Source organism: Streptomyces sp. NBC_01549 (assembly GCF_026339955.1).
In the GTDB taxonomy this organism is placed as follows: Bacteria; Actinomycetota; Actinomycetes; order Streptomycetales; family Streptomycetaceae; genus Streptomyces.
The window spans coordinates 153,188-173,799 of record NZ_JAPEPW010000006.1; the positions used below are offsets into that span (position 1 = coordinate 153,188).

Below are 20,612 nucleotides of genomic sequence, written 5' to 3' on the forward strand. Positions count from 1 at the left end.
GACCGGCGAGACCTGAGGTACCCGGAGCGGAGCAGCGGTGAGGGCAGGATGATGCCCACGAACACGGACTTGGATGTCGTCGTCCTGAGCGCTCGACTCGCCGAGACAGCCGCTCTTGGCCTCGGGCGAGGGCGCGCATGGCAGGTGCGCATTCCCGCCCGTTGCAGCACGCTGGCGTTCGCGTCCCAGGTGCACAATCTGGCGCTCGTCCACGTCGTCCATGTCGTCCACGGCGACCGCGGTGCCGCCGAACCGCACAAGCGATTCGCCGACGTCCCGGTCAGGGCATAGGGCGGTGGTCCGTGGTGTCGGACTCTGACCGACCCGATCGACGCGCGGCAACCGACATCACGACGAGGCCGATCAGGACGAGGCCGGCGCCGACGTACAGCGGAGCCGTATAGCCGAGGCCGACGCTGATGGCGAGGCCGCCGAGCCAGGCGCCCAGGGCGTTGCCGATTTGGAGGCGGACACGTTGGCGCTGGCGGCGAGCGGCACCCTCGCGCTCGGAGTACCCGACACCGCCCAGTGCACCGCCGTGTCCGCGCTACTGAACTACATCCTCGGAGTGGGCGGACAGAACACCGCCAACGCCCGCGCACACCGGCCGGACACGAACCGGACCGAGTTCCTCAACACCGTCTCGGCCGCATGGGCGAACCTCGATCCCGACGACCGAACAGAGTGCCAACCGACCCGGCGCCGTCGTAGCCGGTGGATTCCACTGACAAAGCCACACGGGACAAGACAGACCGGAGACGTGGCGTCCATCCCGGGGCCATGGCGGAGCTACTGCCCTGGCGGGATTCGGTAGACGGAGACGTGAGAACGCGACTCGGCGGTGAATGCGGCGCCGTCCCAGTCCGCGTGCCTGGTCTCCAGGTCGAATCCGGCCAGCTGGGCCATGAGGTCGAGTTCGGCCGGCCAGATGTACCGATGCGGGCTGCGGAACAACCGCGCCTGCTCGCTCTCATCGAAGCGGAAGTGGTGCGACACCACGTGCTGGCGCAGAACGTCGTAGGTGTCCAAACCGATGTAGCCGGGTTCGGACTCCCAGACGGTTGCCGTTCGGCCCGGCGGGAGCTGGCGCAACTCGGGTACCCATAGCTCGATCACGAACCGACCACCAGGCACGAGGTGGCGGGCAGCGTTGCGGAAGCACTGGACCTGCTCGTCCTGGGTGAGCAGGTTGGAGATCGTGTTGTAGACGAGGTAGACAAGGGTGTACTTGCCGGGGGCGACGGTGGTCGCCATGTCACCGATGATCACCGGGATCGCTGCTTCATCTGCCTTGGTTCGCAGTTGCTCCACCATCGGGAGCGACAGCTCGATGCCGGTGACAGAGACTCCTCGCCCGGCGAGCGGGACGGCTACCCGGCCGGTCCCGACAGCGAACTCAAGCGCTGCTCCGTCCCCTGCGAGCCGGGCGAGACGGTCCACGGTCGGTTCCAATACCTCGGGTGCGAACATGCCTGAGCCGGGCGTGTCATAGCGCCGGGCGGCATCGGCGTCCCAGATCTTCTCCTGCTGCATTCCGTCAACGCTCGCCGCCGGCCTACGCGATGTCCAGCGAATTTGTACGCGGCCATGAGGGCGTCTCCGCGTCGGTTGGCGGCCTGCGGCAAGATGGAGCCGTGCCAACCGAATCAGACAAGATTGAGCTGCGCGAACACGAACTTCGTGAGATCGCGGGCTACGCGGCTGATTGCGCGCGCAGGGCGTTGTCGATTTTCGAACAGAGTCTTCCCACTGACACCCGCCCGCGCGACGCCATCGACGCAGCGGACGCCTTCGCTGGTGGCGGCCGGCGCACGGGCGCTCTGCGGCAGAGCGCGTGGGCGGCGTACAGAGCGGCACAAGAGGCCGCTACACCCGCTGCGGTCGACGCGGCACAAGCGGCGAGCCATGCGGCCGCCGCCGCGTACCTTCATCCCAGGGCCAGCGCTCATCAGGTGAAACACATTCTCGGTGCGGCAGCGCATGCGGCACGAGCAGAGGAGCTGGCAGCCGTGGAAGACCGGAGTGTCACTGCGGGGACCCTTGCATGGGCGCGTCAGCACGCGCCGAAAGCGGTCACCGCGGTGCTCGGACGTCTGCCCGCCACACCTCCCGGAGGCGGGCGTGTGGGCGAGTTCATTCGCGATCTCGACGCCGCTCTCCGCGCCTGAGGGCGATCAGTGCGTGCGCGTCCAGGTGCGCGCACGCAGGGGTTCGGGCCCGTCCCGGGCGCGAGGACCGAACGTGGAATGTCGACGGCGTCGATCTCCGCGAAGTCGAGCGCCGCAACCACCCTGTCCGGCGCCAACTCCCGTACGCGATGGGCGAGTCCGGGCCCGTACGCCACCGGCTCGGCGCCCAGGCTCCGTAAGGAGGCATGGGTTGTGCTCGTCGGCCGGGCGGAATTGGTCCATGTCGAAGCCCATGCTCTCGTCGACCCCGGCCACGTCCCAGCCCGGGAGAAGCGGGAATCCGACCTCCATGAGGGAGTCGAGGGCTAGACGGTGCTGCTCGTGCTCAGGACCGTGGCGCGGAACGATGTCACCAGGGGCCGCAGGTCCACCCGGTGCCATGCGGCCCACAGTTGGATGCAGGTGTCGTGCCAAGGAAGCTCACGCACCGCGACATCCTCAGTGGTGGCGCGCACCATGCTCTTCTGCACGAGTGCGAGTCCGAGCCCGGAGGCGACCAGGCCGAGCGCGGTCAGCGGCTCGGCGGCGTCGAGGCGGATGTCGGGCGTGAAGCCGGCTGCTGTACAGGTGGCGACGAATGTGTCCCGCCAGGCCGGGTCCTGGGCATTCTCGACTGCGATCCACGGCTGACCGTCGAGGTCCGCGGGAGTCACTTTTTCCTGGTTGACGAGTGGATGCCCTGCGGGCAGAGCGAGGAGCAGCGGGTCCTCGAGCAGGGGCGCGGCGAGCAGGTCAGGGTCATCCGCGGTCGGAGGTTCATGGACGAGCGCGATGTCGAGGCTGCGCTGCCGCAGGCCTTCGAACTGCTCGGTGGGCGGAAGGTTGTACAGAGCGATGTGTATGCCTGGGCGTTCGTTGTGCAGAGCGCGTAGTGCGCCGGGCAGGATGCCGGTGTGCATGGCGTCTGAGACATAGCCGATGCACAGGCCGCCCTCTTCTCCGCGGCCCAGCCGACGGCCCAGGTTCTCCAGACGATCCGCATGCCGCAGTAGCGCGCGCGCTTCGGCCAGGAAGACCTGGCCGTCCCGGGTGAGCCGGATTCTTTGCTGGCCGCGTTCGAACAGGGTGAGGCCCAGGTTCTGCTCGAGTTGCGCGATCTGCCGGCTGAGCGGTGACTGGGAGATGTGCAGCCGCTCGGCGGCCTGGCCGACGTGTTCAGTCTCGGCGACGGCGACGAAGTAGCGGAGTTGCCGCAGGTCAAGCATGTTAGACCTCTAAGGACTCAAGTGTGTCCAAGTAAGTCTTGGACAGTCTCAAGTCTAGATCCTAGCCTCAAACGTGTCAGACCGACGGACTGCGCAAACTGCATCAAAAGAACATCCGTCACATCTCGTACAGCAAGGATCTACACCATGACCATCAAGTCCTTCCTGCCCGGCGACCTGGGCTTCGGCGCCGCACCGCTGGGGAACATGTTCCGGGCCATACCCGACGAGGAGGCCGCGGCCACCGTGGACGCCGCCTGGGACAACGGCATCCGCTACTTCGACACCGCACCCTTCTACGGCGCGGGTCTTTCCGAGATCCGGCTCGGTGAAGCGCTGGCCGGCCGCCCCCGCGACGAATTCGTCCTGAGCACGAAGGTCGGCCGCGTCATCCTCGACGAGATCGAGGACCCCTCCGCCCGTGACCTGGGCGAGAAGGGCGGACTGTTCGAACACGGACGCCCCAACAAGATGGTCAACGACTACTCGGCCGACGCCACGCTGCGCTCCATCGAGGACAGCCTCAAGCGACTGAAGACGGACCGCCTCGACATCGTGTGGGTGCACGACGTCGCGCAGGACTTCTACGGTGACGAGTGGCTCGCCGCATACGAAACATCCCGTACCGGGGCATTCCGGGTGCTGCAGAAGCTGCGCGACGACGGCGTGATCAGGGCCTGGGGCCTTGGGGTCAACCGGGTCGAGCCCCTGGAGCTTACGCTGGACCTCGACGAGCCGAAGCCGGACGCGTTCCTCCTGGCCGGCCGCTACACACTGCTCGACCACGAGCGCGCCCTGCAGCGGCTGCTGCCGGCCGCGAAGGCCCAGAACGTCGACATCGTCGTCGGCGGACCGTACAGCTCCGGCGTACTGGCCGGCGGGCAGCACTTCGAATACCAGAAGGCCCCTGCCCCGGTGATCGCCAAGGTGGAGCGCATCAAGGCACTCGCAGGGCAGCACGGCGTCGGCATCAAGGCGGCGGCGCTGCAGTTCTCCCTCGCCCACCCCGCGGTCGCCGCGGCCATCCCCGGTGCCTCCCGGCCGAGCCGCATCGTAGAGGACGTCGCCGCACTCGGCGAGAAGGTCCCGGCGGCCTTCTGGACGGCGCTGCGCACGGAGGGACTGATCGCTCAGGACGCCCCCGTACCCAGCGCCTGACCTCTACCTCACCTGTTCAGGAGACGACCATGGCAACTACGACCGCAACCATCGACCTCCCCGTGCCCGCCGCGCGCGTCTGGCAGCTCATCGGCGGCTTCGACTCCCTGCCTGACTGGCTGCCCTATATTCCCGTGAGCACGCTCAGCGAGGGCGGCCGCGTCCGCAGCCTCAAGAGCGACGAAGGCGGCGTCATCGTCGAACGCCTCGAAGCGTTCGACAACCAGGCGCGCACGTACAGCTACTCCATTCTCCAGGCCCCGTTCCCCGTCACCGGCTACCGCTCCACCCTCACCGTGCACGAAGTGTCCGGCGGTGAGAGCCGCGTGGAGTGGGCCGGCACCTTCACGCCGGCAGGGACGAGCGAGGAAGAAGCGATCACTCTGTTCCACGGCATCTACACCGAGGGGCTGGCCGCACTGAAGAAGACACTCGACGCGTGAACACGGACACGGGATGCTCGGTGGCGCCGTCCGGCTGCGCATGGTGCCGACTCTGTTTGCCTGGCTGACCAGGCAGGAGATGGCCCTGGCTCTGGACACCACGCCAGGTCAGCGCGTCCCGCGCACGCGGACGCCAGCGGGGTCCGCACCCGACCACCGCGGGCAAGGTCGTCTGTTCCGTCGCCGGCCCTCCTGGCGAACGGGCCCGGCCCACCTGTGGCGCCCAGTTGTGTGGAACGCGCTCAGGGAGCCTGACCAGAGATGCCCGCGGCGGAGACCTGCGACGCCCATAACTGCCGAAACACCAGCAATACAACGAAGGACGACGACATGACCAAGCCCCCTACCCCGGCCGGCTCCCGCACCCCCGAAGAGGTCTTCGCCGACCATGGGCGCCGACTCGGCACGGGAGATCTGGACAGCATCAGTGCCAACTACGCGGGCGACGCGGTCTTCATCACCCCCCGGGGCATCCTGCGAGGCAGGGAAGGCGTCAAGGAAGGCATCGGTGCCCTGCTGGCCGATCTGCCCGACGCCGACTGGCAGTTGACGCCGCGTTTCGCCGATGAGGTCCTCTTCCTGGAGTGGTCGGCCACCAGCCCCACGGCGCGTGTGGAGGACGGCGTCGACACCTTCGTCTTCCGGGATGGCCTCATCCAGGCGCAGACCGTCCGGTACACCCTGATCACCGGCGACTGACCAACGGGGCCCCGGAACGGGCAACGCCGTCAGAGGCCTTGCCGAGCTTGACGTCCAACCTCGCTGCTGTTTCAAGCGGACGTGCTCGGTGAGGGCTTCGCCCCTCTCCTGCGGTCCTTGTCCATGGCGGCCCTGCCGTTCGCACCGCGGAGCGCACACTGTTCCCCGCCTGGGCTGGGCGGGCGCCTGGGGCAGGCGCAGCAGAGAACATGCGCCAGGTGCCCGGCCCGTGAGGGTGAGCGTGCCGTGGTGACAGCGGGTGAGGTCGCGGGCGAAGGCGAGACCGCTGAATGCTCAGGTGCAATCCTCGGCGAACCGAACGAAGCGAAGATGGTGGAGTACTTGGACGTCGGCCATCACCTCACGCATTTCATGGAGGCGGGGGCCGAAGACGGTCCGTATGAGGGCATCGCGCATCTGAACGTGCTTGGCGGCCGTCCGGCAGGTGGACGAGTGCGACGAAGCGGAAGGACGACCTGGACGGGGGGCTGGACCAACTGCGGGCAGTGTTCGGCGTCCGATGGTCCGGGCGCCGGGTCAGTGCCTGGTCTTGACCTTGCTCCTGCTCTTGCTCTTCTTGGACTTCTTGCCGCTGTGCGAAATGCCGGACGTCTTGGCGGGCTTGGTGAAGGAGCCGCCGCTGACCCAGTGCTTCTTCTCCGTGCCGCCGTAGTACCAGGCGCCGTCGACGGCAGCCTTCACGGACGAGCAGTTCTTGTTCTCGACGACCTTGTAGCCTTTGTCGGTGCTGTAGCTACCGCGGTCGACGCAGCGTTTGGACGATCCCGAGGAGGAGCAGCCCGTGAGGGCCGCGGCGAGCAATGCCACGCCGCTGAGGACAACCGTGCCTGTACGCAGCCGTCGACGTATGTGCACCATGTTCGTCCACTCCCTTGTCGTTGTGTGCCGTGTGTCCTGACGCCCGGCCGCCACTGTCCGGTTCCGGGGCTCCCACTACAGTTCGCTTTGTCCTGTACTCGCCCAGCGTCCCGCCCCGCACCCGGCTGTTCTCCGCGTCGACCGCCCACAGGTGGCTGTCCTCGCTGCCGAAGCACACGTACCGTCGGCGGCGTAGGAGGACAAGTCGACGGCACCGCTCATGGGGACGCGCCATCTCAACGCGCCGGTGGTGGCGTTGAGGGCTCCAGGGGGGTGGGAAGCAGTGGGCCCCAGCGCTGGGTACCGGTGGCTGTGCCGAGAGCGAACGCACCGTACAAACCAACGGAGTCCAGGTGCCATCCGCACTTGCCGCAGATGACGAGGCGAAGGGCGCGGTCATCTAGGTGAACGACTCGGAGCGGAGCGGCGGTGCGGGACAAGGCCTGCCGCTCGTCCATCGGTTGATACGAGAGTCGGCGCCTCAGCTCGGGCCAGTCGGCGAGGGACCCCGCGTCTGCGGCATGATCGGCCGGGCACGTCCTAGGGGCCCCGGAGCACGTGCTCCGGGGCCCCTAGTGACATCCCTCGCCGCGAGGTCGAGGTCAGACAGGCGTGATGTTCTCCGCCTGCGGGCCCTTCTGGCCCTGCGTCACGTCGAAGGTCACGGCCTGACCTTCCTGCAACTCACGGAAGCCGGAGGCGTTGATGTTGGAGTAGTGCGCGAAGACGTCCGGGCCGCCGCCTTCCTGCGCGATGAAGCCGAAACCCTTTTCGGCGTTGAACCACTTGACGGTTCCGCTGGCCATGCCGGTGCCTTTCAGTCGCAATCGGGTCCGCACCGCGCGGACCCGGAGGTGATCGTCCTGGTCCGGCACTGCACAGCAAAACGCCCACGCCGGAGCGCGGGCAGATCATGCGAACCACGACATCTGGCAGCGACGCTACACGGCAAAGCCAGCCGCCACCAGAGAGTAACGTCCAAGATCTCGGCCAGAGAGCGCGCACCGGACGGCATCGATCAGCGCGCCGATCCACCGCACTAGCCCTCCCGGTGCCCGGGCCGCTTCAGCCCGGATCCACCGGCTTGATTGTGGTGTGATCGGTTCGGGGTCGTGCAGGGCGTGTCGGGGCTGAGTTGCGGATTCGGGCGTGGGGTGGCCGCTGGTCTGCCCAGCCTTTCCACTTTTCCGCAGTTCTCGGGCCCTTTCGGGCAGGTCGGTCGGGGAGTGTCAGGGGGCTGGTGGCGCGTGCACGATGCTGAAGAGCTGGGTGAAGTCCGTGCTCCAGGGCCAGCGTTCGGGCAGGTGCAGGGTGAGGCGGCGGGCGGAGCGGGCCAGGCGGGCGGGCACGTTGATCAGGTGGTCACGGATGGTGGCGGTGGTCGCTCTGGCATGGAACGTGCCGGCCAGTGCGCCGGCGGCGCGGGTCAGGTTGTGCGCCAGGGCGGCCAGGGCGAGCCACGCGGCATTGGCCTGGAAATGCCCGGAGGGTGCGTGGGCGAAGGCGCTGTTCTTGACATCCGCGATCACCTGCTCGACGACAGCGTGCCGTCGGTGATCACGCTCGGCATCGTTCAAGGAGAGCGGGGAGTCGGTGAACGCGGCGTGGTAGCGCCAGGTGTCAAACAGCGTGCCCTGTCCGGCGGGGACGGTGCCAGTGTTCAGGCGTTTGACGCGGCGCACGATCAGACGGGCGGTGACCTGCTGCTTCTTCGGCTTGGAAGTGAAGGCGGTGTAGCCGGTCTCGGCTATCTCGGCGTCGGAGATCCAGCACTGGCCCTCCTCGTCCCAGACCGCCTTGGGGTACTTGATCGGCATCCAGGCGTCCTCATCGATGCGGGCGATGGCGGCCTTGACGGAAGCGTTCATCCGCACGGTGATGGAGAACCGCGCGCCCAGCGCCCGGCAGGAGTTGACGACATCGGCGCCGTAGAACGCCGAGTCCGCGCGCATCACCAGCAGGCCATTCGCGCCGCAGGCGCGGGCGGTGCGGATGGTCTCGGCGACGAACGCTGCCGCCCCGCGCGCGGAGTTCGATGGTCCCTTGCGCAGCCTCGTGGCGGCGATCACCGGGGCGGCCAGGGGTGTGGAGACGATGCCGAGCAGCGCGTTCAGGCCCTTGACCTTGCTGTATCCGTAACCGGTGCCCTGCTTGGCGTAGCCGTAGGTGCGGCGGATGGTGTCATCGATGTCCACGTAGGCGACCTGGTCCGCGCCGGGCAGCAGCGGGGCGTGACGGGCCAGTTCGGGAAGGAACCGGCGGGCCACGGCGTGCAATTGCTTCACATGCCCGTGCGTGAAGGAACGCAGAAACGACCCCAGCGTGGACGGGGCCCGCACACCGGAGAACAGGCGGCCCATCGCGCCGTGCCGTAGCCGGTGCATGTCATCGATGCTGTCGGCGCCCGCGACCATGCCGCCCACCAGCGACATCACTTTCGCCGTGGGGAAGGCACCGGTGCCGTCCTTCGAGGCCGGCAGACGGATGTACTCCCCGACCAGTGCGGGCAGACCGCACCGCTCGGCCAACCGCACCACCGGCTCCAGGCCGCCGTACGCGATTAGGTTCGGGTCGTCGAACGCGGATGAGACCGCCGCTGCGGCATGGGAAGATTGCATCTCGGAAGTGCCTTGCTGATCGTGCCTGATGTGGTCCTAGAGAAACCCCATCATCGCAGGTCACAAGGCACTTCTTCGTTCCCCGAGAAACTGTCCACAGACATCAAGCCGGTGGATCCAGGTTCAGCCGTCATCAGGCGCGCTTCCCCACCCACACCACCGACAGACCATCCGCCGCCGTCCCCCGGTGCGGTGCGGCCGACCAGCCAGTCCCAGAAGTACTGCAGGGCAGACCTGGCGTTCGGCCCGCCACACCGCTGTCGCGCCCCGCCCGGCCCAGTCGTAACTCGTGGTTCCCAGCAGCGGACCCGGACGATGCTCCTTGTCGGCGTAGAGGGTGTCCTCGCGCAGGTCGCGCCATCGGCGGCAGGCGCCGCAGACCAGCTCGGCCGTAATCCCCGTGCCGGGCTCCCGTTCCATCGGGCCCATGACGTCGCCGACCACCTCGAACAGCACGGCCGCGACAGCCGCCGCAGGCTGTGCCTGCCCGCCTCCTTCCGGCACACCGCGCAGACTCATCTCACCCAGCCCGACCAGCTACCTCGCCGGACCCCACCTAGGCGGCGCGATCAGCTGGCTCCGTAGCTCCGCTGAAGACCAGAACTCGGCACAGGCTCTACGGCCGGTAGCGGATCTCCAACATCACGCACTCTCCGGTTGTCCGGTACGGGCCGTGTTCCATGCCCGGGGGCCGGGCGGCGAAGTCTCCGGCGAGGAAGGTCTGATCCAGGGTCAGGACGTGCAGGTCGCCTTCGAGCAGATAGACCTCCTCGACCCACTCGTGCCGGATCACACCGGAGAGCGAGGTGTCCAGGCCGGGCTCCCAGCGCACCAGCCGGGTCAGCACCTCCGGATCGGCCTCGTCCCTGCTCAGAATCCTCTCGGCGGTCCCGGGCTGCGGCCCGGTGCACCACTGCATGGCGTCCGGTGAGAAGAATTCCCGCTCGTTCTTCATGACAGTGACCTTCTGTGAGCAGTGAGGAGTATCGAGGCCGCCGCCGACTGCAGGCCTCCGGCCGGCCCCGCCCGAACGAGCGGGGCGATCAGATCGGCGCCCGCGAGCCCGTCCGACAGCCACGTCCCGCACTGGCCGGGGGCGAGCGCTTCGGGGGGCCGGTTTCGAGGTGGTCGGCGGCCGTCTTCAGCTTCACGGTGACCACCTCGGCCTCCTCCGCTACCGCGTACCGGATCCGGACGCCGTCCGACCCGGGTAAGCCATCGACCACCTTCTGCTTCGTCAGCCGCACCAGCCCAGTGAAGGAACCCGCCCTCTTCTTCGCCTTCTTCGCCATCCCTGAGAACTACCCGCCGCCGCCCCAGCAGCACCTGATCGGGCCCCAGCGGCCCGCCGACGGATCGCTGCCGCGTGCGGAGGAACTCCGGCACCGAGACCGAGTCCGGCATCGGGCCAGCGGTTTCTTCACCGTGGTCTGGCTGTTCGATGTCGCCACAGGTCTGGCCCGCCTGCACCGTTTCGCCATGCCTAGGCCGGGCCACGACGATCACGTCACCGAGGGTCTGCTGGGCGAAGTCGGTGACTCCGGCGCGGACCAGGCCGCTGGCACGGTCCAAGCCGCCCTGCGTGCCGTCCGGACTGCGGTGTGCCAGATCCGGCCGGCGGCGCATACGCTGTTCGATGACCCGGGGATGTAGGGGATGTAGATGGTCGGTATCGGGCCGTTGACCGGAGTGACGGCGACTGGCTCCGACTCGGCCGGTACGGCAGCCATCCGCTTGTCGTCCTCGGCCCTGTCTGGCTGCGGGGCTGGTGTGGTCATGGCGTTGGCCGGCCTGGCAGGTCGAGGACGACGTCGGTGCTGGGCTGGGCACAGCAGATGAGTACGTGGTCGTCGGGTGGGGGCTCCAGCGCACGCCGCGCTGCATCACCGTCGACCAGGTCAGCTGCCCGGATACCATTTTGCGGCCGTAAGTAGAACTTCGTCCCCTCCCGCAGCCAGAGCAGGATGCTGTCGCCCCGGCGGACCGGGGTATTGGCGCGCGGTTCGTGTTCGCGCCGCGGGGTGCGCCGGTCCAGCCACAGCGACCAGATGCCATGACGCCACCAGTCGACCTCGCTGGCGTACTGCCGCAGGAGCCGCTCCAACATGCCGCGCTGAGCGTGCTCGGCTCGGCGCCGGCGTCCGGGGGCGGGCATCCGACCCGGGACAGCGTGGAATTCCCGGGCCCAGGTAATCATCCACTCGGCCAGCGACCGGTCGGCGGGCGAAGGAGGCGACGTGCGCGTGGCATGCAATGACGACGGCGGTGGTGGCCGCCCAACGCTGCGAGCTGACGGCACCGCACTCGTCCCTCCGACGAGTAGCAGTGCACAGCGGCGCTCGGTCGTCTCCTGAAGAGGACGAGGCAGCGCCGCCGGGCCCTCTCCACACTTCCTATGACGTTCTCACGCGTGCTTGCGGTAGCTTCCCGCCGCGAAGCGCGTTTACCGACCGGCAGTACAGGTGACAGTCCGGCGCGCACGGGACGGAGATCCCCTGCGCGCCGGGCGGTTCGGCCGTGTCAGACGGTGGTACGTGGTCGGCTGACCTTCTAGGCCGGGGCCGGCTGTCAGCCGTTGGAGAAGCGTCCTGCCTGGGCGAGGAACTGCTCCGGGTCGTCAGTCGGCGGGTAGATCCACAGCGCGTTGATGTTCTGCTTGAGGGTCTTGGCTTCCTGTCCAGTCAGCGCGATCTTGCGGTCCCAGCCTTCCGTGAAGACGGCGCCGGCGGGACCGAGATCCAGGCAGGTGGTGTAGGGGTCGGGAGTGAAGGGCAGCAGGGCGTTACCCAGAAGCTCGGCCGCCACGTTGTGACCGGCGAACTTACCCATCGGCAGGGCATGCTGGCAGGACTGCAGCGTGGAGTGCCCGTCTTCCGCGGGGGCGAGTGCGGTGTCGCCGGCTGCGTAGACGTCGGGCACTCCGATCACCTGCAGGTACGCGTCCACGTTCAGTCGTCCCAGCCGATCACGTTCGCCCGGGATCTGGGCGGTGAGGGGGCTCGCGGCCATGCCGGCCGTCCATACGACCGTTGCCGCGGGGATCACTTCACCGTCCGAGAGGGTGACGTCCTGCCAGGTCGCCGACGCCACGGTGCGCCCCAGGCGTCGTTCGATCTTCAGTTCGTCAATCGCGGCGTGGACGTGAGGGCGCGGACCCTCGCCGAGCTCCGGGCCGACGACGTCGGAGCGGTCGACGAGAACGACCCGTACGTCTTCCGCCGCGACCTGGCGGTCGGCGATCGCTCGGAGCCGTTCCCCCAGCGCGGTGGCGATCTCCAGGCCGGTGAAGCCGGCACCGACCACAACGGCCGTGTAGCGGCCCTGGGACGGCGCCTGCTCAGGCAGCCGACGCAGGTGGTTGTCGAGTGCGGCCGCCGCAGGAAGGGTGTCGACGTCGAAAATTTCCTGCGAGCCGGGGAAGTCGGGGCGCACGAGCTGGCTGCCCGTGGCCAGCACCAGCTTGTCGTAGGCCAGGTCCAGTTCCTCACCGGTACGCCCGACGGCACGTACCGTGTGCGCCTCGGTGTCGATCCCCGTGACGGTCGCCGTTATGCGGCGTACGCCGATCGGGCCGAGAACGCGGTCCAGAGCGACCCGCATCCCCTCCGGGGCCTCCTCGTACAGGCGAGGGCGGATGACCAGGTCATCGCCGCCGCTGACCAGCGTCACCCGCAGTTCGTCGCCCGAACCACCTGCTTCACGGGCGGCGCGTACGACTCCTGCCGCGCTCCACACGCCGGCAAATCCGCCGCCGATGATCAGGACATCTTTCATGAACTTCTCCGTTTTCGAAGCCGAAGTGATGAGCCGGTGCTCTCTGAGCAGGGGCTGACTGCCGCGGTGACCTCTCGCTGGGGCCCGCATCGCTAATTCTGGACATTACATATCCTGGATATTGAGTGTCAAGATTTTCGCGGCGCCACCGCTCTACAGTCCGGGGCGGAGGCCTGCACACAGGGGCCCGCTACACCGTTCGGTCCTGGACATGTAATGTCCGTAATATGCGAATGGCTAAAGGGGTCGAGTGGGCTCTGCACACCCTGCTCAACCTGGACATGATCGGTGGCGGCCCCGTGGGCAGCGGCCAGCTCGCCGAGGCTCACGGCCTCTCGCCCTCATACTTGAACAAGCAACTGCAACAACTCGCCCGAGCCGAGCTGGTGGTCTCGGTGCCCGGCCCGCGCGGAGGTTTCCGTCTGGCCAAGCCCCTTGAGGTCATCACCCTTCTGGATGTGGTGGAGGCCATCGAGGGCGGTACGCAGCTCTTTCACTGCACCGAGATCCGTTGCTGCGGCAAGATCGGCGAGCTGTCACCACCGCCGACCGACGCGTGTGCCGTCAACGCAGCCATGCGTCGGGCGGAACAGGCGTGGCGCCAGGCGCTGTCCGCCCAGAGTCTTGCCGATATCAGGGCGGAGTTGGACCGCACCCCGATGACACGGCAGGTAATACGCTCTGCGCTGAACTGAGTGCGCGCAACGAGGCCGCAACCGCTGTCGAGACGCGCCCGGGGCAGCCCGCGAGCGCGCACTGCCGGTACCTGGCCCAAGGGTGATTGCCGCAGCTGTGGTCTCACCGGTCCGGCGGCACCGGCTGTTGCCGAGGGCGCCGGGCATACACATCCAGGACGACTCGCCGCCCGCAGCGTGCGCGTCCACTTGAGCTGGTTCCAGTACACGTCTACTTGGGCTGGTTCCAGTGCGCCTCAAGGGCCGCGGCGACCTCGGCCGGCTTCTGCAGCACCGTCCAGTGGTTGCAGTCGAGCCTCATGACCTGGGAGGCCCGCACGGCGAGGCCGAGCACACCGGCTCGCCGACCTGCTCCAGCCGTTCGATGAGCCAGTCGACGTACTCCTCTTTGGTGGAGTTGAAGCCGGGCGGCAGCGCCGCGCCGAAGCCCGGCAGGTCCCAGGGCTCCACGTCAGTGCGGGTCAGGTGCCGGCGAACGCCGTCCCATACACGATGGGTGTCAGGGACGCCGTGGATCAAGATTGCCGGCACGGTCGAATGCTTCACGGTAGAGATCTCCGAGCAGAGACAAAAGGGCTGGCTCCTGGTGCTGCAGCCGCGCGCGTCCGTGGACGCGGAAGTGAAGTCCAACGAGGTCAGCGTCGCGGTGGGTCGGCGTTCGGTCCGATGCCGGTGATGCTGCGGCACAGCTGTGCAACCATGTATCGAGGGCGCGCACGGCGAACATACCGTGTGAAGCAACACCTTGTCACACTGGGTCATATCAGTCCCTGCGGCGGACTGCCGCTTCCAGCGGCAACGGGCCCCTCGTCTATGCCATGCCCTGTCAATCCATGGTTGAGCACCACATGGATCATGCCATCCCCTGCGCGGACCCTTGTGACCTGACAACGTTCACGACTGCACGCAGGGAGCAAGCGATGAAAGAAGTATCCGTACCCGATCTGCACGGAAAGCTCGCCGTGGTGACCGGGGCGAGCGACGGAATCGGGCTCGGGCTGGCCGAACGGCTCGCCCGCGCGGGCGCCGAAGTGGTTCTGCCGGTCCGCAACGCGTCCAAAGGCGCCGCCGCTCTTCAGCGGATCCAGGCCGCCGGTCCCAGGGCGCAGGTCTCCACCCGCGTCCTCGACCTGGCTTCACTGGAATCGATCGAACGCCTCGCTGACACGCTGCAGACAGAAGGAAGGCCGATCGATCTTCTGATCAACAATGCGGGAGTGATGGCACCTGCCACCCGGCACACGACAGCGGACGGGTACGAGCTGCAGTTCGGAACCAACTATCTCGGTCATGTGGCGCTCACCGGGCGTCTGATGCCGTTGCTGCGGGCCGGTCGGGCCCGGGTGACCACCATGACCAGCAGCGCCGCGCGCAGCGGCCGGATCGACTGGGACGACCTGCAGAGCGAGAAACGCTACTCGCCGGTGCGTGCCTACAACTTGTCCAAGTTGGCCAATCTGTTGTTCGCCCTCGAGTTGGATCGCCTCAGTACGGTGGGTGGATGGGGCATTGTCAGCAACGCCGCTCATCCCGGCACGACGTTGACCAATCTCTACGCCTCCGGGCCCAACCTCGGCCGCACCCGTCCCGCTCCCTATGAGGCAATCATGAAGCAGCTGGCTCGCTGGGGCGTCCTGGTGCATTCGGTCGAGGCCGGTCTGCTTCCGCCCCTGTACGCGGCCACGAGCCCGCAGTCGAAGGGTGGGCTCCTCTATGGCCCTGACGGTCTCGGGCAGTTCACCGGCGGCCCCACCGAGCTGACGCTCTACAAGTCGGCCCGGAGCGAGGCGGACGCAGCCCGGCTGTGGCAGATCTCCGAGCGTCTGACGGGGGTCACGTTCGCAGCCGTCTGAGAAGCCGGTGCCATCAGGAAGGTCATGAAGGTCAGGAAGATCTTCTTTGAACGGACAGGACGAACAACAGTGGACAGAGCCGAATTGGCGGCGTTCCTCAGAGCACGGCGTGAGGCCCTTCAGCCGGAGGACGTCGGACTGCCACGCGGACGGCGTCGACGAACCGGCGGGCTGCGTCGAGAGGAGGTCGCCGCACTGTGCGACATGTCGGTCGACTACTACAGCAGGATCGAACAACCGCGGGGGCCCAATCCCTCGGAACAGATGCTCGCCTCGATCGCCCGCGGTCTGCATCTGTCCCTTGAGGAACGGGATCATCTGTTTCACCTCGCCGGCCACGCCGTTCCCCAAAGGGCGCGGCGCGGCGATCACATCACCCCGGGGATGATGCGCATCCTCGACCGGCTCGGAGACACTCCCGCTCAGGTGGTCAACCACCTGGGCGAGACGCTGAAGCAGACGCGCATGGCGGTCGCGCTGTTGGGTGACGAGACTGCTTTCACCGGACGGGCCCGCAGTCTGCACTACCGGTGGTTCACCGATCCCGCCTCCCGGCTGATCCGTCCCGAGAGCGACCACGCCGAACAGAGCCGCCTGCTGGTGGCGGACCTCTATGGCGCGTATGTGCGGGACGGTGGTGACTCGCGCACCGCCGACCTCGTCGGCGCACTGCAGGCAGCAAGTCCTGAATTCGCCGCGCTCTGGCGTGAACACCCGGTTCTCGGCCCGTACTGCGCACCCAAACGCTTCCAGCACCCGGAACTGGGGACCTTGGAGGTGCACTGCCAAACGCTCGTCGACCCTGACCAGTCACAGCGACTTCTGGTGTTCACCGCGGTACCGGGCACGGAGAGCCACGCAAGCCTGCAGTTCCTGTCCGTCCTCTGTGGCTAGTACTGCCGAGACCCGCGATGTACGGTGCGGCAAGGCGGACGGGGAGACGCCCCAGTCACTCCTCGTCGTCGCTTTCCGTCACGTGTGCGCCGACGTCCTCGGCGATGGCCGCGGACAGCAGGGCCGGCAACAGTCCGGGGAAGCGCGCATCGAGGCTGTCGCGGCGCAGGGTCACGAAGCAGCGAGTGCCTTCCTGGCGAGTCCGCGTGACGCCCGCCTCCCGCAGCACCTTGAGGTGATGGCTCAGGGTGGACTTGGCCACAGGGGCGCGCAGCTGTCCCCACCCGCGTTCGGCGCCGTCGGACAACACTCGGACGATACCGAGCCGCGTCGGGTCACTGAGTGCGCCCAGCAGGCGCGGCAAGGTCATCTCGCTCTGAGCCTTGATCCACCGGCCGGCGTCTTGTGGATAGCGGCTAGAAAAACGAGGAAGTGCCTTGTGACCTGCGATGATGGGAGTTCTTCAGGCTTCCAGCACGCACGATCGGCAAGGCACTTCCGAGATGAAAGTTTCCCATACATCGGCGGCGGTCTCCGCTGCGTTCGATGACCCGAATCTGATCGCGTATGCCGGGCTGGTCCCGGTGATGCGCCTGGCCGAGCGGGGCGGTCTTTCGCGTCTGGTGGCCGAGAACGTGAAGCTGACCGGCGCGAGCAACAGCGCGGGGGCGGCGGCGGACGCCAAGGTCACCAGCATCGTCGCGGGCATGGCCGCAGGTGCGGACAGCATCGACGACCTGAACGTTCTGCGCCATGGTGCGATGACGGCCGTGTTCGCGGGCATTCGTGCCCCGTCCACGCTGGGCACGTTCCTGCGCTCGTTCACCCACGGTCACGCTCTCCAACTGCACGCCGTTCACGGCCGGTTCCTTGGCGCGCTGGCCGCGCATACCCCGCTGCTGCCCGGCGCCGACGCGATGGCATTCATTGATGTCGACTCCACCCATAAACGGGTCTACGGCCGGGCCAAACAGGGTGCCGAGTACGGCCGGTTCAAGGGCATCCGCACCCTCCACCCCCTGCTCGCCACCATCTGCACGCCCGGCTCCCGCCCGGTGATCGCCGGAGTCCGCATGCGCCGCGGCAAGGCAGCCGACTCCCGCGGCGCCCCGAAGTTCGTCAGCGAAGCCCTGGCCACCGCCCGGGAGGCCGGCTGCACCGGCACCCGCATCCTGCGCGCCGATTCGCAGTTCTACAACGCCGGTGTGATCGCCGCCTGCCGCCGGGCCGGAGCCCACTTCTCGATCACCACCGGCATGAACCCCTCCATCAAACGGGCCGTCCTCGCCATTCCCACCGAAGCATGGCAGCAGATCACCTACCCGACCGCGGTGCCAGACCCCGAGACCGGCGAACTCATTTCGGACGCCGAAGTCGCCGAGATGCCCGCCTACACCGCCTTCGCGAGCCGCAAGAAGAGCGAGCAAGTCACCGCCCGGCTGATCGTCCGCCGGGTCCGTGACCTCGCCAAACCCGCCGTCGTAGGTGAGCAGGGCGAACTGTTCCCCGTCTGGCGTTACCACCCGTTCTTCACCGACAACCCCGCCCCCACCCTCCAGGCCGAGCGGGAACACCGCCACCACGCGGTGGTCGAACAGGTCATCGCCGACAGCAAAGCCTCCGCACTGACCCACCTGCCTTCCGGACACTTCCACGCCAACGCCGCCTGGCTCACCCTGTGGGCCATGACCTACAACCTGCTGCGGGCCACCGGCGCGCTCACCTCCGCCTTCCACGCCAAGGCCACCACCGCCACTCTCCGTGCCCACCTGGTCCAGATTCCGGCCCGGATCGCCCGCTCCGCACGGCGTATCACCCTGCACCTGCCACACAACTGGCCCTGGCAGCACGCCTGGACACATCTTTTCGACGCCGCCCACGACCCACCCGGACCCGCCTGACGACCCTGCCCACCCCGCCCGCCAAGGCCCAACCGGAACCGAACAACGTGGAAATGCTGGGCAGACCAGCGGGTGCCACCTGCCCGCCCACAATCACCGCCCCGAAACCGGCTCAGGATCAGTCAGAAGATCATTTTCAGACCACGTCGGTGGATCAAGGCTGAGACGGTGGTGACGAGGGAGCGGGCATGGCGAGCAGAGTACCGGTCGTTCGGTGTCGTACGAACGTCGGAACGTCGGACTCTTGGAGGGATGGTCGGCTTCACCACTGTTTGCGGCTCAACAACAATGTCGTACCGCAGATGAGAGTGGGATCTCGCAGACGGCCGCCGGGGTCCGGTCTGTGTCGCAACCCTCCGTGCCGAGACCCGGCAAAGCCTGCGAGCGCCACGTTCGACGATGACGCCCGGCGTACGTCGTCACGGTCGGTGCATGCACACCGGTGGCCGTCGGCGACCCCGGTCGCCTTCACCTGACCGCCGACAACTCGACGGATGAGACGCACGTCACACGGCTCTCTGTCACAGTTCGCCCGGTCATCCCGGTCAGTACTTTGTACCTGCAACATGGCTAGGAGATAAACCATGGAATCGCGTCTCAACTACTTCGGCAACCCCCTCGCCGGCAAGGTGCTGAAGCACATCAACTCGGCCGGCAAGGCGGTTTCGGACTCAACGCTGCCAGCCGTTGTCCAGGAACTGGTGAAGATCCGCGCGAGCCAGATCAACGGCTGCGGCTTCTGCACCGACATGCACACCAAGGACGCCACCGTGGCGGGCGAGACCCCGCAGCGCCTCAACCTGGTCGCGGCCTGGCGCGAGGCCACGGTCTTCACCGAGGCCGAGCGCGCCGCACTGGAACTGACCGAGCAGGGCACCCGCATCGCCGACGCAGCCGGTGGTGTCACGGACGCGGTCTGGGCGAACGCCGCCAAACACTTCGACGAGGAGCAGCTGGTCGCGCTGATCTCCCTCATCGCCGTCATCAACGCCTACAACCGCATCAACGTCATCAACCAGCAGCCCGCCGGGGACTACCAGCCCGGCCAGTTCGGCTGACCGGCCGCCATCCCGGACGCATACGGTCCGTCTCCGCGCCACCCCGACCTGCAGCGGGAGACGGACCACCGGCGTCAACCGGTCCCACTGGACCCTGGCTGCGCCACTTCGCAGCACGCAATCACCGTTGAACGGCTTCGGCGGGCGGCGAACACACCAACTCTGATCGATCTACGCATACCGCGACCCAGTCACCGCGTGCACTGGGCCATTGCCGTCCCACTTTCCTCAACGGGCTCCCCATCGCCAACGCACGTGGCACACCTTTTCACACGATTCCACACGTAGGCATCTGTTACGTTGTTCTATGTTCTACGAACATAGAACATCGGACAGGGGGAAGCAATGCCCAGCACCACACCGCTGAACTTCGCGGACCGCGTCGCAATCGTCACAGGGGCCGGATCCGGCATCGGTCGTGCCACTTCGATCGCCTTGGCCGAGTCAGGGGCACACGTCCTCGGTGTGGGACGCCGCAAGGACCCCCTGGAGGAAACGGCTCGCGCGCACACCAATATCGCGATTCTGCCGCTCGACATCTGCGAGGAGGGCGCTGCGGACACAGTCGTTGCCGCCGCCGTCGAACGGTGGGGCCGACTCGACCTGCTCGTGAACAACGCCGGCACCACGGCCGTGATGCCCCTGGCCGAGACGGACCGAGCAGTGATCACCAGACTGTTCGCCCTCAACGTGACGGCCCCGAGCATGCTCGCCCATGCGGCCCTGCCGCACTTGCGTGACTCGTCGGGTTCAATCGTCAACATCTTGAGCACCTACGGTCACCGCCCCATGGCCGGAGGTGCCCACTACGCCGCCACCAAGAGCGCCATGGAGCAACTGACCCGGAGCTGGGCGCTCGAGCTCGCATCGGAAGGGGTGCGGGTGAACGCGATCGCCCCCGGCCCCACCGAGACCGATGTCCTGGCCGCGGCGGGACTCGCCCAGGACACCATCGACGAGATGTTCACCTATGAACGCGACCGCATCCCGACGGGCCGTCTCGGCAACCCGAGGGATGTCGCGAACTGGATCCTGCGCATCGCCGATCCCCTGAGCACACACGTCACCGGTCAAGTGCTGACGATTGACGGGGGACTTGAGCTCGTCTGAGACGCTGCCGATTGCCGTGTTCGCCCTCGGCGCGGCGTCGGTCGTGAAGATAGCCTGGTTTGTGGACTCTCACGCTGAGACAGCGCCGAGGGGAGGAAGGAAATGCCATGAGCATGATCCTCATCTCACACCACGC

At 67.4% G+C, this 20,612-nt stretch carries 22 protein-coding genes and 2 pseudogenes; 11 read left to right on the forward strand and 13 right to left on the reverse strand.

Annotated features, from left to right (window positions below; all coding sequences use genetic code 11):
- The first annotated feature begins 51 nt into the window (after nt 1–51).
- A complete protein-coding gene (locus tag OG819_RS56875; protein WP_266658098.1) occupies nt 52–291 on the forward strand; it encodes a hypothetical protein in 240 nt (79 codons plus the stop codon).
- Nucleotides 292–789: 498 nt separating this feature from the next.
- Here OG819_RS56875 and OG819_RS56880 read toward each other — a convergent pair whose 3' ends face one another.
- Nucleotides 790–1,533 (reverse strand): bifunctional 2-polyprenyl-6-hydroxyphenol methylase/3-demethylubiquinol 3-O-methyltransferase UbiG, encoded by a 744-nt coding sequence (locus tag OG819_RS56880; protein WP_266638415.1) that lies wholly within the window; start codon nt 1,531–1,533, stop codon nt 790–792.
- A 101-nt stretch (nt 1,534–1,634) separates the two neighbouring features.
- Here OG819_RS56880 and OG819_RS56885 point away from each other — a divergent pair, with 101 nt between their 5' ends.
- The gene (locus tag OG819_RS56885) at nt 1,635–2,168 is read left to right on the forward strand and encodes a putative immunity protein (protein WP_266658100.1); all 534 of its coding nucleotides are present in this window, start codon (nt 1,635–1,637) and stop codon (nt 2,166–2,168) included.
- Nucleotides 2,169–2,230: 62 nt separating this feature from the next.
- On the opposite strand, the pseudogene OG819_RS59480 reads toward OG819_RS56885, so the two are convergent.
- Together OG819_RS59480 and OG819_RS56895 are read right to left on the reverse strand one after the other, a co-directional pair.
- Nucleotides 2,231–2,368: pseudogene (locus OG819_RS59480) on the reverse strand (NADP-dependent oxidoreductase); the annotation flags it as partial.
- Between the two features lie 126 nt (nt 2,369–2,494).
- Nucleotides 2,495–3,394: a LysR substrate-binding domain-containing protein gene (locus OG819_RS56895; protein ID WP_266638418.1), complete on the reverse strand. Its 900-nt coding sequence runs from the start codon at nt 3,392–3,394 to the stop codon at nt 2,495–2,497.
- A 147-nt stretch (nt 3,395–3,541) separates the two neighbouring features.
- Between OG819_RS56895 and OG819_RS56900 the strand changes: the two genes are divergently transcribed.
- The 3 genes from OG819_RS56900 to OG819_RS56910 all read left to right on the forward strand — a co-directional run bounded on the left by OG819_RS56900 (nt 3,542) and on the right by OG819_RS56910 (nt 5,694).
- Nucleotides 3,542–4,552, forward strand: a complete 1,011-nt coding sequence (locus OG819_RS56900) for an aldo/keto reductase (RefSeq protein WP_266658102.1) — start codon at nt 3,542–3,544, stop codon at nt 4,550–4,552.
- Nucleotides 4,553–4,581: 29 nt separating this feature from the next.
- Nucleotides 4,582–4,995, forward strand: a complete 414-nt coding sequence (locus OG819_RS56905) for an SRPBCC family protein (protein WP_266638420.1) — start codon at nt 4,582–4,584, stop codon at nt 4,993–4,995.
- 330 nt (nt 4,996–5,325) lie between these two features.
- Nucleotides 5,326–5,694, forward strand: coding sequence for a nuclear transport factor 2 family protein (locus OG819_RS56910; protein ID WP_266638421.1), 369 nt, complete (start codon nt 5,326–5,328; stop codon nt 5,692–5,694).
- A 537-nt stretch (nt 5,695–6,231) separates the two neighbouring features.
- Here OG819_RS56910 and OG819_RS56915 read toward each other — a convergent pair.
- From OG819_RS56915 to OG819_RS56950, 8 genes are all read right to left on the reverse strand, one after another.
- Complete coding sequence (locus OG819_RS56915; protein ID WP_266638422.1) at nt 6,232–6,573, reverse strand: hypothetical protein; 342 nt, start codon at nt 6,571–6,573, stop codon at nt 6,232–6,234.
- Nucleotides 6,574–7,175: 602 nt separating this feature from the next.
- Complete coding sequence (locus tag OG819_RS56920; RefSeq protein WP_266422220.1) at nt 7,176–7,379, reverse strand: cold-shock protein; 204 nt, start codon at nt 7,377–7,379, stop codon at nt 7,176–7,178.
- 423 nt (nt 7,380–7,802) lie between these two features.
- Nucleotides 7,803–9,191, reverse strand: coding sequence for an IS1380 family transposase (locus OG819_RS56925; protein ID WP_266622617.1), 1,389 nt, complete (start codon nt 9,189–9,191; stop codon nt 7,803–7,805).
- A gap of 123 nt (nt 9,192–9,314) precedes the next feature.
- Nucleotides 9,315–9,710 (reverse strand): hypothetical protein, encoded by a 396-nt coding sequence (locus OG819_RS56930; RefSeq protein WP_266658104.1) that lies wholly within the window; start codon nt 9,708–9,710, stop codon nt 9,315–9,317.
- A gap of 97 nt (nt 9,711–9,807) precedes the next feature.
- Complete coding sequence (locus OG819_RS56935) at nt 9,808–10,146, reverse strand: cupin domain-containing protein (RefSeq protein ID WP_266638424.1); 339 nt, start codon at nt 10,144–10,146, stop codon at nt 9,808–9,810.
- Nucleotides 10,143–11,075, reverse strand: coding sequence for a hypothetical protein (locus OG819_RS59485; RefSeq protein ID WP_353962874.1), 933 nt, complete (start codon nt 11,073–11,075; stop codon nt 10,143–10,145). The genes OG819_RS56935 and OG819_RS59485 overlap by 4 nt, the downstream gene beginning before the upstream one ends.
- The gene (locus OG819_RS56945; RefSeq protein ID WP_266658108.1) at nt 10,966–11,346 is read right to left on the reverse strand and encodes a hypothetical protein; all 381 of its coding nucleotides are present in this window, start codon (nt 11,344–11,346) and stop codon (nt 10,966–10,968) included. The genes OG819_RS59485 and OG819_RS56945 overlap by 110 nt, the downstream gene beginning before the upstream one ends.
- A 413-nt stretch (nt 11,347–11,759) precedes the next feature.
- A complete protein-coding gene (locus OG819_RS56950; RefSeq protein WP_266638427.1) occupies nt 11,760–12,965 on the reverse strand; it encodes an NAD(P)/FAD-dependent oxidoreductase in 1,206 nt (401 codons plus the stop codon).
- 233 nt (nt 12,966–13,198) lie between these two features.
- Here OG819_RS56950 and OG819_RS56955 point away from each other — a divergent pair, with 233 nt between their 5' ends.
- On the forward strand, nt 13,199–13,660 hold the full coding sequence (locus tag OG819_RS56955; RefSeq protein WP_266638428.1) for an Rrf2 family transcriptional regulator: 462 nt from the start codon (nt 13,199–13,201) through the stop codon (nt 13,658–13,660).
- 333 nt (nt 13,661–13,993) lie between these two features.
- Here the strand turns inward: OG819_RS56955 and OG819_RS56960 are convergent.
- A pseudogene (locus OG819_RS56960) lies at nt 13,994–14,191 on the reverse strand (alpha/beta fold hydrolase); the annotation flags it as partial.
- 389 nt (nt 14,192–14,580) lie between these two features.
- On the opposite strand from OG819_RS56960, the gene OG819_RS56965 reads away from it, so the two are divergent.
- On the forward strand, nt 14,581–15,513 hold the full coding sequence (locus OG819_RS56965; protein WP_266638762.1) for an SDR family oxidoreductase: 933 nt from the start codon (nt 14,581–14,583) through the stop codon (nt 15,511–15,513).
- Nucleotides 15,514–15,582: 69 nt separating this feature from the next.
- On the forward strand, nt 15,583–16,407 hold the full coding sequence (locus OG819_RS56970; protein WP_266658110.1) for a helix-turn-helix transcriptional regulator: 825 nt from the start codon (nt 15,583–15,585) through the stop codon (nt 16,405–16,407).
- Nucleotides 16,408–16,462: 55 nt separating this feature from the next.
- Here OG819_RS56970 and OG819_RS56975 read toward each other — a convergent pair whose 3' ends face one another.
- Entirely contained in the window at nt 16,463–16,777 is a 315-nt protein-coding gene (locus OG819_RS56975) for a helix-turn-helix transcriptional regulator (RefSeq protein ID WP_266638431.1), read from the reverse strand.
- 133 nt (nt 16,778–16,910) lie between these two features.
- Here OG819_RS56975 and OG819_RS56980 point away from each other — a divergent pair, with 133 nt between their 5' ends.
- The 3 genes from OG819_RS56980 (at nt 16,911) to OG819_RS56990 (ending at nt 20,476) form a co-directional block, all read left to right on the forward strand.
- On the forward strand, nt 16,911–18,308 hold the full coding sequence (locus OG819_RS56980; RefSeq protein WP_266652490.1) for an IS1380 family transposase: 1,398 nt from the start codon (nt 16,911–16,913) through the stop codon (nt 18,306–18,308).
- 584 nt (nt 18,309–18,892) lie between these two features.
- The gene (locus tag OG819_RS56985; protein WP_266638432.1) at nt 18,893–19,366 is read left to right on the forward strand and encodes a carboxymuconolactone decarboxylase family protein; all 474 of its coding nucleotides are present in this window, start codon (nt 18,893–18,895) and stop codon (nt 19,364–19,366) included.
- A gap of 345 nt (nt 19,367–19,711) precedes the next feature.
- Nucleotides 19,712–20,476, forward strand: coding sequence for an SDR family NAD(P)-dependent oxidoreductase (locus OG819_RS56990; RefSeq protein ID WP_266638433.1), 765 nt, complete (start codon nt 19,712–19,714; stop codon nt 20,474–20,476).
- The last annotated feature ends 136 nt before the right edge of the window (nt 20,477–20,612 follow it).